This window comes from Galbibacter sp. PAP.153 (genome assembly GCF_037029175.1).
GTDB lineage: Bacteria > Bacteroidota > Bacteroidia > Flavobacteriales > Flavobacteriaceae > Galbibacter > Galbibacter pacificus.
The window spans coordinates 39,409-52,850 of record NZ_JAZEUN010000015.1; the positions used below are offsets into that span (position 1 = coordinate 39,409).

Annotated in this window: 15 protein-coding genes; 6 read left to right on the plus strand and 9 right to left on the minus strand. The window is 37.9% G+C overall.

Annotated features, from left to right (window positions below; translation table 11 throughout):
* Positions 1-88 precede the first annotated feature (88 nt).
* From UXI14_RS11025 to UXI14_RS11065, 9 genes are all read right to left on the minus strand, one after another.
* The gene (locus UXI14_RS11025; RefSeq protein ID WP_277901137.1) at positions 89-1,228 is read right to left on the minus strand and encodes an acyl-CoA dehydrogenase family protein; all 1,140 of its coding nucleotides are present in this window, start codon (positions 1,226-1,228) and stop codon (positions 89-91) included.
* A gap of 36 nt (positions 1,229-1,264) precedes the next feature.
* A complete protein-coding gene (locus UXI14_RS11030) occupies positions 1,265-2,098 on the minus strand; it encodes a helix-hairpin-helix domain-containing protein (protein ID WP_335966177.1) in 834 nt (277 codons plus the stop codon).
* 13 nt (positions 2,099-2,111) lie between these two features.
* Complete coding sequence (locus UXI14_RS11035) at positions 2,112-4,193, minus strand: amino acid carrier protein (protein ID WP_335966178.1); 2,082 nt, start codon at positions 4,191-4,193, stop codon at positions 2,112-2,114.
* An 87-nt stretch (positions 4,194-4,280) separates the two neighbouring features.
* Complete coding sequence (locus UXI14_RS11040) at positions 4,281-5,306, minus strand: potassium channel protein (RefSeq protein ID WP_335966179.1); 1,026 nt, start codon at positions 5,304-5,306, stop codon at positions 4,281-4,283.
* A 75-nt stretch (positions 5,307-5,381) separates the two neighbouring features.
* Positions 5,382-5,609 carry a PspC domain-containing protein gene (locus UXI14_RS11045; protein WP_277900953.1) on the minus strand — a complete coding sequence of 76 codons (228 nt, stop codon included), beginning with the start codon at positions 5,607-5,609 and terminating at the stop codon, positions 5,382-5,384.
* Between the two features lie 18 nt (positions 5,610-5,627).
* The gene (locus UXI14_RS11050) at positions 5,628-6,896 is read right to left on the minus strand and encodes a DUF2851 family protein (protein WP_335966180.1); all 1,269 of its coding nucleotides are present in this window, start codon (positions 6,894-6,896) and stop codon (positions 5,628-5,630) included.
* Positions 6,897-6,964: 68 nt separating this feature from the next.
* A complete protein-coding gene (locus UXI14_RS11055) occupies positions 6,965-7,279 on the minus strand; it encodes a rhodanese-like domain-containing protein (protein WP_277900951.1) in 315 nt (104 codons plus the stop codon).
* A gap of 142 nt (positions 7,280-7,421) precedes the next feature.
* Positions 7,422-8,036 (minus strand): thioredoxin family protein, encoded by a 615-nt coding sequence (locus UXI14_RS11060; protein WP_335966181.1) that lies wholly within the window; start codon positions 8,034-8,036, stop codon positions 7,422-7,424.
* A 15-nt stretch (positions 8,037-8,051) separates the two neighbouring features.
* A complete protein-coding gene (locus UXI14_RS11065) occupies positions 8,052-8,603 on the minus strand; it encodes a redoxin domain-containing protein (RefSeq protein WP_335966182.1) in 552 nt (183 codons plus the stop codon).
* Between the two features lie 142 nt (positions 8,604-8,745).
* Here UXI14_RS11065 and UXI14_RS11070 point away from each other — a divergent pair, with 142 nt between their 5' ends.
* The 6 genes from UXI14_RS11070 to UXI14_RS11095 all read left to right on the plus strand — a co-directional run bounded on the left by UXI14_RS11070 (position 8,746) and on the right by UXI14_RS11095 (position 13,423).
* Positions 8,746-9,195 (plus strand): MarR family transcriptional regulator, encoded by a 450-nt coding sequence (locus UXI14_RS11070; RefSeq protein WP_335966183.1) that lies wholly within the window; start codon positions 8,746-8,748, stop codon positions 9,193-9,195.
* 50 nt (positions 9,196-9,245) lie between these two features.
* A complete protein-coding gene (locus tag UXI14_RS11075; protein WP_335966184.1) occupies positions 9,246-9,878 on the plus strand; it encodes an NAD(P)H-dependent oxidoreductase in 633 nt (210 codons plus the stop codon).
* A gap of 23 nt (positions 9,879-9,901) precedes the next feature.
* Entirely contained in the window at positions 9,902-10,474 is a 573-nt protein-coding gene (locus UXI14_RS11080) for a YceI family protein (RefSeq protein WP_335966185.1), read from the plus strand.
* A 443-nt stretch (positions 10,475-10,917) separates the two neighbouring features.
* Positions 10,918-12,381, plus strand: coding sequence for an anthranilate synthase component I family protein (locus tag UXI14_RS11085; RefSeq protein ID WP_335966186.1), 1,464 nt, complete (start codon positions 10,918-10,920; stop codon positions 12,379-12,381).
* A 106-nt stretch (positions 12,382-12,487) separates the two neighbouring features.
* The gene (locus UXI14_RS11090; protein ID WP_335966235.1) at positions 12,488-13,051 is read left to right on the plus strand and encodes an aminodeoxychorismate/anthranilate synthase component II; all 564 of its coding nucleotides are present in this window, start codon (positions 12,488-12,490) and stop codon (positions 13,049-13,051) included.
* A gap of 54 nt (positions 13,052-13,105) precedes the next feature.
* A complete protein-coding gene (locus UXI14_RS11095; RefSeq protein ID WP_335966187.1) occupies positions 13,106-13,423 on the plus strand; it encodes a four helix bundle protein in 318 nt (105 codons plus the stop codon).
* The last annotated feature ends 19 nt before the right edge of the window (positions 13,424-13,442 follow it).

A 13,442-nucleotide genomic window follows, 5' to 3' on the forward strand; every position in this document is an offset into this window, starting at 1 on the left:
GGCAAAGATAGAAATAAATTTTATTTAAAAAACAAAAAATTATTTTTTTGCCTCCGTCAAAATCAATATTCGGATATTCCCTGATTCCCTATTTTAAGATATGTCTTGAGATGACCACTTTTTGTATTTCGGTAGTCCCTTCACCGATGGTGCACAATTTTGCATCGCGGTAAAATTTTTCTACCGGAAAGTCCTTGGTATATCCATATCCGCCATGTATCTGTACGGCCTCGTTTGCAATGCGCACGCAGGCTTCTGAAGCGAACATTTTGCTCATGGCGCTTAATTTGGTCATTTTTCTGCCTGCATTTTTCTCAAAGGCCGCTTTATGCAACAACAGTTCGGAAGCCTCTATATCGGTAGCCATTTCGGAAAGCTTGAAGGATATTCCCTGAAATTGGGATATTGGTTTTCCAAATTGCACCCGTTCTTTGGCATATTTCAATGCGGCCTCGTAAGCTCCTTTTGCGGTTCCTAACGATAATGCGCCAATAGAAATCCTACCGCCATCGAGTATCTTCATGGACTGTACAAACCCATCGCCAACTTCTCCCAATCTGTTTGCATCGGGAATCCTACAATCGGAAAATATAAGCTCGGCCGTCTCGCTTGCGCGCATGCCCAATTTGTTTTCTTTTTTACCGCTTGTAAACCCAGGCGTACCTTTTTCTATGGCGAAAGCCGTCATTCCATGAGAATCGCCTTTTTCGCCTGTACGTACTATAACAACCGCTATATCCCCGCTTTTTCCGTGGGTAATAAAGTTCTTTGCACCGTTAAGCACCCATTCGTCTCCATCTTTTACAGCAGTGGTAGCCATTCCGCCAGCATCAGAGCCGGTATTATGTTCGGTAAGGCCCCAGGCGCCAAGCCATTCTGCGGTAGCCAGTTTGGGCAGCCACTTTTGCTTTTGCTCTTCGTTACCAAAAGTAAGTATATGGTTTGTACAAAGCGAGTTATGGGCTGCTACCGATAGCCCAATAGATGGGTCTACCTTGGAAATTTCATCTAAAATTGCAATATATTCATGATATCCTAAACCGGACCCTCCATATATTTCGGGTACCAACACCCCCATAAAGCCTAATTCCCCGGCCTTTTTAAATACTTCGAGTGGAAATATTTGTTTTTCGTCCCACTCCATTACGTGGGGTTTTATATATTGCTCTGCAAAATCTTTTGCAGCATTGGCAATCAACTGCTGTGTTTCTGTATAATCAAAATTCATTTGTGCCGCTATATCCAGTTCCATTTTTACGATTTTTTACTCGGTCGTCAAATATAATTCAATTCTATTTAATTTTTCCGTAGGAAAATCCTCTATTTTTTTTAGTTCAGAAATTGAATTTATTTTAATATGGCTGGTTCTATAAGTTACGATTTTTTTTGCAATTTTCCAGTCGAGATATGGAAGCGAACTTAATTTTTTTATTGAGGCCAAATTTACATTTACAGGGGTGAATTTTGGCTGCTGTAAAATGGTAAATTGCTTCAATAATCTATTAACTACATCGGGCTTTAGCCCATAAACTTCATTGAGTTGATCTTTAAAATAAAAGCCCCCTAAAAGGTTTCGGTATTTTATAATTCTTGCGGCCAGCTTGTCGCCTATTCCATACACTTTTTTTAAATCTTGGACAGTTGCCCCGTTGATATCCTTTTTTGGCGTTTTATAAGAAACCGCTTGCGATTTATACTTTTTTGAAGGTTTTTTGTTGTTCGGAAACTTCAAGTAAGGGCCTAAAAAGGCATGCAATGAATCTGAAATCCCCGTTATTTTTTGAAATTCCGCTGGCGAATTTACATACCTGCCATGATTTCTGTACGCATGAAGCTTATCTATTTCTTCAATAGACATCCCCAATGCATATGCTTTATAATCGGTAAGGTAGTTTGGGTTGAACGGAAATATTTTCTGATGGTATTTTATTGTATTTTCTTCAAATGAAGTAAGCCCTGTCTTGTTAATCTTATAAAACTCATATTTAAAGGAATCCATTCCGAAGGATCCCATATAAAATGAAGCAACAATAATTATCAAAAAAAATATCCCACTCCGCTGACTTTTAGAAAAGCGTAAGTGGGATATAAATTTCATTTTTTATGAATTGCTAAGCAGATTTTTTCTCTACTTTCTGTTTTTTAAACAATTCGCCTGCTTTAAGTTTTCTTAAATATTCATTAAGGTCTATTTTCACTTCCTTGCTCATTATGTACAACCCGATAATATTGGGGAACGACATGGAAAGAATCATCATATCTGAAAAAGTTAACACAGCACCCAAACTTACCGAAGCACCAACTACCACAAAGAACATAAACACCAATTTATAAACCACTTCGGTTCTTCGGCTTTTCCCAAATAGGAAAGTCCATGCCCTCATTCCGTAGTAAGACCACGAAATCATGGTTGAAAAAGCGAATAAGAAAACTGCTACTGCCAATACGTAAGGGAACCAACCTATAACGCTACCAAAAGCATCTGAGGTTAACTGCGCCCCGCCAACACCTTCTACTTCGTGCATCCCGGTAAAAACAAGCACCAAGGCTGTTAACGTACAAACAACAACGGTATCTATAAACGGCTCTAGCAACGCTACAAAACCTTCGGATGGTGGATGGTTTGTTTTAGCGGCACTGTGTGCAATGGCAGCAGAACCAACCCCTGCCTCGTTTGAGAATGCGGCTCTTTGGAAACCTACAATTAAAACCCCGATAACGCCTCCTTTTAGTGCGCTTGGGCTAAATGCTCCGTCTATAATTGCTGAAAAAGCAGCCCCTATATTTTGAAAATTAACTCCAATTACAATCAAAGCAGCCAATACATATATACCTGCCATAAAAGGAACTATTTTTTCGGTAACCTTGGCGATACTGCTAATTCCGCCAAGAATTACAGCTCCTACCAATATTGCCGTAATAACGCCAAACCAGAAACCATGCCCTGCCAATGTTGGAAACTGACCGGATAACTGCTCGAAAGCCTGGTTAGCCTGGAACATATTACCGCCCCCAAAAGAAGCACCTACAGCAAGTATGGCAAAAACAACTGCCAATACTTTGCCTAGTCCTTTTAAATTTCTTTTTTCAAGACCATATCTTAAATAATTCATTGGACCACCAAATACACGGCCATCGGGAAGAATATTACGGTATTTTACCCCCAGGGTACATTCTACAAATTTTGAAGACATCCCCAAGAGTCCAGCAACGATCATCCACATAGTTGCACCAGCGCCCCCTAAAGAAACTGCCACTGCAACCCCTGCAATGTTACCAAGTCCAACGGTTCCCGAAACTGCTGTTGCCAATGCCTGAAAGTGCGTTACCTGCCCAGGTGCATTTGGATCGTCGTATTTTCCTTTGGCCAGTTCGAGCGAGTGTTTAAATCCGCGGATATTGATAAAGCCCATTCTAATGGTAAAGAATGTGGCACCCAGCAATAACCAAACTACGATAAACGGAATATTTTTTGTTTGAGGGTCCCCGTTTGGATGTAACAATGCTATAGGTTCATCGTATTTAATTTCTGCTAAGTAATGAGCTCCCTGTTCTATTACATGTTCTTTATTGTTGGAGTTATATATTACCCCACCTTCTTTTACGCGGTATTTTAGTTCGCCAGCGGCTGCGGCCTTAACTTCTACTTCTCCACCCGAAGCTTTGGATACAATTGCTATTGTTTCACCTTTTTCCACATGCGATCCTTCTGGCTTCAACCATTGCTTTAATGTAAATTTATCGTTCACATCTGCGCTCCAGTCCGGGATGGATATTAATTTCACATCAGCATAAACAACGGGGTCGTATACCCCTGTAGCCGCAAATGGGTCCCAAAATAAAACGGAACCTAAACCTGCTACTGCTGGGGTCATGATTCCGTTAAAAATTTCTGTTATCGACTCGGATTCTATCTGATATGTTTTGGTAACCGACCTGTTTTCTGCATCGGTAATTGTTACACTGTAATCAATTCCTTCTGTTAAACCTGTCGAGACGTTAGACTTAAGAGGGGTCTCTTGATTACTCCATTTATATGTATATGGAGCCTTTCCCCCTGACACGTCTACCGTGATCTGCCCATCATTAATCTGCTTAGAAGGATTAGTTAGTGTTTCTTTTACTGATAACTCCTGGGCAAAAAGCGCAATTGAGCTCAGCATTAAAAAAATTGAGAGAAATTGTTTTCTCATAAAGAATTAAGTTTAGGTTATAATTATATTAAAAATTCTTAAAAACTGACGGGGCAATATCATAAAAAAAAGGCGTTTATTCAAATTTTACCCGTTAAATGTGGTTTCCGGGATTTGAAACAGGGTATTTAGCTTCTTAATTTGGCCGGGTTGTCCGAGTACCACCAATTTGGAATTCGGCAACAATTCTACAGTTGCATCTGGGTTGATAATATATTTTCCGTCGGGTTGTTTGTAACCAATAACCGTACAGCCCGTTTGTTTCCGCAAGTCCAGGTCTATCAATGTTTTGTACAAATATCCGTTTGGCAGGTCGTCTACAGAGACTTCTTCTAAATTAATGGTATGCTCATCATCAAAAGAGAGATGGTCCATAAAGTCTATAAGGTCTGGCAATACCACCAACGAAGCCATATGGTCGCCGCCTATTTTATCGGGCATGATGGTTTTATTGGCCCCTGCCAATTTAAGTTTACGTTGGGATGTTTCCTGCGAGGCTCTGCTAATAATCGTGATTTCTTTGTTCAATTGCCTGGACGAAAGTACCACGAACAGGTTGTCGGCATCGTTTGGCAATGCCGAAATAAGGCAGTGTGCCCTATCTATGCCTGCCTCCAATAAGGTTTCGTCTTCATTGGCGTTCCCCACGACAAACATAATATCGTCGCTATATTTATTTACCAATTCTTCATCTTGCTCGATTACCACAAAAGGTTTTTGGTAGGCTTTAAGTTTTTTGGCGGCCTGCATTCCATTTCTTCCGTAGCCACAAATAATGATATGGTTGTCGAGCTTATCTATTTGGTTCTTCATTTTTCTATATTTTATGTTTTGCAGTGCATTTTTGGACAATACATATTCTGTTACCACCGAAATGGCATAGGCCACTATAAAAACACTTGATGTAATCAATACTATTGTAAATATTTTGGTGATATCGTCGGTGGGCCTTACTTCACCAAAACCTACCGTTGTAATGGTTATAACCGTCATGTAGGCTGCTTCTACCCATGTATAATCTCCCAATAACCTATACCCCATGATGCCAAACAGGAAAATGCCTACCAATAGGATAACTGCGATATAAAATTTGGATTTAAAGAGTTTAAACATATATGCCGATGGTCTTTATACTATTTTAGTCGATTATTATTTTTAATGGTGCCGGTTTTATACCCCCAAAAACTGTTACAGGTCGAAAACCGATGTTCGTTTTGTATAGACCAAATCTTTTAATTTTAGCCAAAAAGCCAATGTTAAATACACAAAAAACCAAATTCCAAGGGTGAAAAAGGAAGCGTAAATAAAAAACAAACGCACATTTTTGGTCTTCATGCCCAAGCGCTCTGCCAATCTTGAAGATACGGCATAGCCATGTTTCTCGAAATAATATCTAATATCCTGAAAAAGACTCATATTACAAATATAGAATTATCATTGTATTAATTTAACACCAATTTCGCATTCCAAACATTTATTTTTGCTGCAATACTGTTTGTAAAGCTGAAGCGTTGCCTGACTATGGATTGCCGAGCCTATTGTTAAACCAATGCTTTCAAACTTATTTAGCACTGCATTTTTTTCTTTTTTCAATTCTCCGATCAATGCCAAAATTTCTTCACCGGCATCTTTTCCCTTCGATTTTGCATAACAAAATTTAATGGGCACAATGGTATTTATTATAAGAAGGTCTATAAAGTTTTTGCTTATTTTTTTTCTTGCCCCGGAAGCAGATTGTTTGCCGAATGTATAATGGTTGTTCCAATATGATGAAGTCGAAACGCTAAAAAGCTTATAAAACCCCTCTGCCGAACGGATGTTTATAATTTTTTGAAAAAGCGAAGTCTCCGAATGATAGACCGCTGCCAACTGAGACAACCTTATTGTTGGAAAGTTACGAGGCCTTAAACTAAAATATTTTGGTTTAAAAGGGGCCTGCACTAATTTATATTTATGCTTTATATACGTATAGTTTTCTTTTAATTCTATAAAATATACGTCTGTGCAATTTTCGTTCAACATTAAAGACGTTCCGTAAAACAATGCCTCCAACAACTTTTTATCGACACTGTTTTTTCTAATAACCGTGTATGGGACAGTATTGGCGATTTCCAAAAAGGCATCTGCATTTACCTTAAGGCCAAAGTTTTTACAAAGCATTTTAAACAAAACGGCTTCCCAGTCGTTCTTTGCATGTTCCAGTTCGGCATTTATCAACTTTGCCTTTTGCTCCAAACGTTCAAAAAATAAACGTTCCAGCCATCGTTCCCAAAAAAACTCATCGACTGTGTTTATTTGGTTTTCGCAATTTATAAAATGCTTTTTGCGGTACAGCAAGTTATTGTATGCTGCAAGTGTGCTGCTATCTATTCTATCCTTTAAGGCCAAAGTGGGAATGCTGCCGTTTCCACTGTTAAACACCTCAACATCGTGCTCCCAAACTACATGGAGGATTACATTGTTGTATGCCGCATCTTTTTCGTGGTGGTGCGCGTACCAATGGGAGGATTTTATATGGAGCTCAACATTTCCCGCCCATAGCTGACCAGCAATTTTAATTTTAGCATTTAAAAAGTCGGGGCCGGCATGTTTATTATGCGTTCCAAACGATAGTATTTGAAGCGATTCACCCGTTTCGGTTACCAGTTTTCCAGGGGATAGCCTTTTAAATTTCCATATATAATGCAAAAAATCTTCTTTCAAAACCTGAAATTCTCAAATTCTGAAAGAAGATAATGAAAATTTTCTATTATAAATATTATTTTTTAAATTTAATCTTCTACGATTTCACCTTCCCATTCCATAAAGCCGCCTAGAAGATTGTTGGTGTTTTCAAAACCAAGTTGTTTCATCAACATACACGCTTGGGCACTGCGTTTTCCAGAACGGCAGTATACATAGTAGTTTTTGGATTTGTCCAGTTGCTCTACTTCATCCAGAAAACCCTGCCCCTTATATATGTCTATATTTATTGCGTTTGGGATGTATCCTTCGTCAACTTCTTCTTCTGTTCTTACATCTAGGACAACTGCGTTTTTATCGTTCTGAAGTTCTTCTGTCCATTCTTCCTGAGTTAAATCTGCCATATTGTTTCTTATTTTAAAAATCAAGATTAAAAAAAATCCGAAGCTTCCTTCGGATTACAAATTTATGCAAAACTTATATAAGAATTGGCTTTGACTTTTTCAATTGATTAAAATATGAAAAATAGCATCATACGTTCTAAATCTATACTTTAATAGAACACCCTATGGCTTTGGTATTTTTTATGGTTATTTCTTCACCTTGAAGCATGGCATCAATGGCGTCTTCAACATATGTGGTTTCCACAGCATCGGCATCTTGGTAATTATCGTCAATGGCACCTATGTATTTAACCACATTCCCGTCGCTGGTTTTTTCCAACAGGAAACAATGTGGGGTTCTTTGGGCACCATAAACCGGGAATATCTTTTGGCCTTCGTCTATTAAATATGGAAAACTGTACCCTTTTTCCTTAGCCCTTTGCTGCATGTTCTCGTAACTATCTTTGGGTTGGATTTCGGGGTTGTTCGGGTTTATGGCAATAACAGGCACTCCTTTTTCATTGTATTTTTCGTGCAGGGCAATAATTCTATCTTCATATGCATTGGCGTATGGACAACTATTGCATGTAAATATTACAAGGTATCCCTTTACATCTTCATAATCGGAAAGTGAAACCATATTTCCGTCTACATTTTTTAACTGAAAGTCGGTTGCCTTGTCACCTATTTTATATCCGTCCTTAAATTTTTCCGGTGGAGAAAAAGCACTACCCGCTACCAAAACGGCAACCAGCAGTAATAATTTTAAAAGTTTCATAGCGTGTTAGTTAGATTAGTTATTCACAAAATCTTTTATTTCTTTCTCTAATTCTATAAAGGTAAAGGATTTTTCATAAAAAGAACGCTTATTTTCACTAATTATTATAGTTGCGGGTATGGCTCCAGACCAATTTTCATCAACTTTGGGAATCCATCGGTTTTGTTTTGGATCATCTAAAAGGATTACATTACTTATAAGATTTTTCTTATTTATAAACGGAATCAAAATTTCGTTTACTTTATTTGGAAAGTCCAGGCTCACTAAAATTACTTCAACCCCCTCTTTTTTGTACTGTTTGTATGCCTTTTCAAAATTTGGCAATTCTTCTACGCAGGGTTTGCACCATGTGGCCCAAAAGTTTACCACATATATTTTATCGTCTTGTGGCTTTAAAAGTTTTTCAAGGCTGTTAAAATTGTATACCGGAATGGTTTTGGCATTGGTTTCGATTATTTTTAGGGGTGTTACCTTTTCAATAGAGGCCAGGGCAAACGCTGGTTCATTTTTTTGCTCCTTACATCCCGTCAATGCCAGCACACAAAGCAAAATTGCAATCCGTTTCATCTTTAATATTTTTAGTTAGCGCTTTTTAAATGTATAAATACCAATTTAAGTTTTATGAGGTTTAACATTTTTTTATAAGTTAAAAATTTGGTGCTGACCGAAAAATAATCATACATTTGTACATACAAATATTGTAAATACAATGAAAATTGAAGACATCATACAATCTAAAGCAATGCCATTGGGCAGGAAAACTGCCTTGAATTTGATGTATACTTCAAATTTATTGCAGGATAAAACCGCAGAAATCCTTAAACCGTTCGATTTATCGCCCGAACAGTTTAACGTATTGCGTATTTTAAGGGGCCAAAAAGGCAACCCGGCCAATTTGTGCACCATACAGGAACGCATGATCTGCAAAATGAGCAACACCACGCGCCTGGTAGACAAACTCCTTGCCAAAGGTTTGGTAGAGCGCTCTGTTTGCCAAGAGAACCGGCGTAAAGTAGAAATCAATATTACCGAAAAAGGATTGTTTATATTGGCCGAAATCGACAAACCCATCGATGAACATAACGGCAACATTATAAAAAACCTTACCAAAGAAGAAATAGAGGCTTTTAACGAAATGCTGGAAAAAATAAGGGATTAAAAAATTTTAACTAAATACTTGTATATACAACTAAAGTAAACACAATAGTCATGAGCAATTACAACAAAAATTTAAACTGGCGCTATGCCACAAAAAAATTTGATGCAACCAAAAAAGTATCCGAAGACGATTTAAATATTTTAAAGGAAGCCATACAACTTTCGGCATCATCATACGGGTTACAGCCATACAAGGTTTTAATAATTTCTGACCCAGAAGTAAGAGAAAAACTAAAACCTGCAGCGTGGAACCAAACCCAAATTACAGATGCTTCACATTTAATAGTCTTTGCCAATATCAATGATTTTGGTGAAAACCATATAAATGAATACATTAAAAATGTGAGCGACACAAGGGGGCTTCAACCAGAAAACCTTCAAGCGTATGCCGACATGATGAAAAATTCGGTTAACTCTTTATCAGAAGATGCCAAAAATGCCTGGACCGCCAAACAAACGTATATCGCGCTGGGCAATTTACTCTCTGCGGCCGCCGACCTAAAAATAGATACCTGCCCAATGGAAGGGTTCGAGCCCGATAAATTTACCGAAATATTGGAGCTTAAAGAACTTAATTTAACCCCAACCGTTATTGCACCTATTGGTTACCGCTCTGAAGAAGATGAAACACAGCATTACAAAAAGGTGAGAAAACCAGAAGAAGAACTCTTTATTGCATTATAAAAACGCTAAAACAACTATAAAACATGAAAAAGAAAATTTTAAAATCGGCTGTAATTTTGGCCGTAACGCTAGGAACCAGTGCTTTTAACGATATTGACACCAAAAAGGTAGATATCGAAAAAAGTGAAGTTACATGGAAAGGCTATAAAGTAACCGGCTCGCACGAAGGAACCGTTGCCCTAAAAAGTGGCGAACTTGAATTTAATGGCGAAACCTTGACCGGCGGAAATTTTGCGGTGGATATGACTACCATTGGCTCTACCGATTTAAGCGGTGATTACAAAGGGAAATTGGACGGCCATTTAAAATCGGACGACTTTTTTGGGGTTGAAAAATTCCCGACCGCCACTTTAAAAATAACCAATGCCAAAGCCAATGGGAAAAACTCATACGAAGTAACCGGAGATTTAACCATTAAAGGAAAGACAAACCCGGTAACTTTTACCATGTCTGTTTATGAAAATAAAGCGAATGCCACACTTAAAATCGACCGGGCTAAATACGATGTCCGTTATGGTTCAGGCAGTTTCTTTGATAACTTGGGCGATAAGACCATTTACGATGAATTTGACTTGGTAGTCGACTTGGCTTTTTAATCTCACACACCCCAAACCGGTTAAACAATGGAAAAGAGGTAGCTGTCTAAAAAGCCCTATGTAAACTTGTTTTGTCAGTCTGAGCTTGTCGAAGACTTGTTGGCATTCACCGAATTATGCTTCGACAGGCTCAGCATGACATCAGGATTTACAGCTTTTTAGACTGCCGCTTTTTTATGTTTAAATAATTCGAATTTCTCACGACTTTACCACAAATCGTTGTAAATTCATTTTTTTGTTTGATAAATAAAATTTGATTTCTATATTTGATGCAACAAATGAGAACAATACAAAAAAATACTTGGTGGTGGTACAACTTACGTCAAAAGTCGTGAGGTAACATTGCTGTAGTATATTTTAAAAATATAGAAGGCTTGTCAATCACGACAAGCCTTTTTTTATGCCAAAAATCAAAAAATTACAACACGTTAAAAACAACAGCCATGACAAAAGATAAAAATCTCAGGCAAGCTAACTCCTCTTCTCCTTTGGAGAGGGGGGCGGGGGGAGAGGCCTATCATTTAAAAACCAATTACAAACAAATACTTGCCGATACCATTACACCGGTAAGTCTCTACCTAAAAATTAGAGACCGGTACCCAAACAGTATTTTGCTGGAAAGTAGCGATTATCATGCCAACGACAACAGTTTTTCCTATATCTGTTTCAATCCCATTGCTTCTATTAAAATAGCCAATGAAACCATTGAAGAAGAATTTCCGGATGGCGCTCAAGTTTCAACAAAAATAACCTCCAATACCAACGTTCCTGAACACATTGAAAATTTTGCTGCACGTTTTAAAACCGATAAAAACGGCTTCAAATTCATCAATAACGGCCTTTTTGGTTACATAGCTTACGATGCGGTGCGTTATTTTGAAGATATTGAAATTACCAACAAGGAAAGCTCTTTACAAATACCCGATATTTATTACGCCATTTATCAAAATATTATCGCTATCAACCATTTTAAAAATGAAGCGTACATATTTTGTCATTGTTATGATTGCGATAACAATATTGAAGACATACACCAATTATTGCAATCTAAAAACTTTGCTTCCTACAACTTTTCAAAAGTAGGAGATCCGGTATCAAAATTAAAAGACAACGATTACAAGGAACTGGTAGAAAAAGCAAAAAAACACTGTCATCGCGGCGATGTTTTTCAATTGGTGTTAAGTCGGCGTTTTGCACAAAAATTCAAAGGCGATGAATTTAATGTTTACCGGGCGCTCCGCTCTATCAACCCTTCACCGTATTTATTTTATTTTGACTATGGAAACTTCAAAATTTTTGGCAGCTCGCCCGAGGCGCAATTAATTGTAAAAGATAACAAAGCCGAAATCCATCCCATTGCCGGAACTTTTAAACGTACCGGAAACGATGAAAAAGATGCCGAACTGGCCAAACAACTCTCGGTTGACGAAAAAGAGAACAGCGAACATGTAATGCTGGTAGATTTGGCCCGAAACGACCTCAGCAGGAATGGAAATACCGTAGAAGTGGAAACCTATCGCGAAGTGCAATTCTTCTCGCATGTTATTCATTTGGTATCCAAAGTAACCGGACAGAAAAAGAAAGAAATCCCGACCATGCAAGTTGTTGCCGATACTTTTCCGGCAGGAACTTTAAGCGGTGCACCCAAACACATGGCCATGCAGCTTATTGATAAATACGAAGCTACCAATCGTGATTATTACGGAGGCGCCATTGGTTTTATGGATTTTGAAGGCAATTTTAACCACGCTATTATGATTCGTACTTTTTTAAGCAAAAATCACGAATTGTATTACCAAGCCGGAGCCGGATTGGTATCAGAATCTAACCCAGAAAGTGAATTGCAGGAAACATACAATAAATTAGGAGCGTTAAACAAAGCCATGGAAATGGCAGAAGATATATAAAAGCCTCTTCAAAGAAAAGGATATAATCAAACATGAATTAATCAACATGAATATCAAAAAAAATACAACTCAACATAAATCCCCTTCCCTTTCGGGGAAGGATGGCATGGAGCCAGTTTTAGTTATAGATAATTACGATAGTTTCACCTATAATTTAGTGCATTATTTAGAAGATTTAGGTTGCGATGTTACCGTAAAAAGAAACGATCAATTAACACTGGAAGAAGTAGTGCCTTTTCAAAAAATTGTGCTTTCTCCCGGCCCCGGTATTCCCGATGAGGCCGGACTTTTAAAAGAAATCATAAAAAAATATGCCCCCTCTAAAAGCATTTTTGGCGTATGCTTGGGGCAACAGGCCATTGGCGAGGTATTTGGCGGGAAACTTATTAATATTGACGAAGTATATCACGGGGTAGCCACCAAAATAAAAATTGTTGAAGACGACCCCATTTACAAAGATTTGCCAAAGGAAATCGAAGTGGGCAGGTATCATAGTTGGGTTGTAGACCCTAAACTTCCCGAGGTTTTAAAAGCTACTTCTTATGATGCAAACGGACAAGTAATGTCGCTACGCCATATCGAATTTGATGTTTGCGGCGTGCAATACCATCCCGAATCGGTTTTAACCCCCGAAGGCAAAAAGATTTTGGAGAACTGGTTGAACAAATAGCTTGAAGCGGAGTTGGAAGACAGAAGTTGTATTTATGAAAAACGAAAGTTAAAAATGGAAACAAAATTTAAATTTGAAAAATTAATTGTTTGGCAAAAAGCAATGGATTTAGAAGAGGAAATCAATATTGCTTCTGATACTTTTCCTTCCAAAGAGACGTACAATTTATCTTCACAAATAAGAAGGGCTGTAGACTCTATTGCCTTAAACATTGCCGAAGGTTCTATTGGGCAATCCAATGCAGAGTATAAAAGATTTTTGGGATACACAATCCGGTCTTTAGCAGAAGTAATTACATGTTTGCATAAATCTTATAAAAGAAAATACATAGAACATTCTCAATTTAAAAACGCTATACAATCATTGTTTTGATCTCATGAACATATTGGTC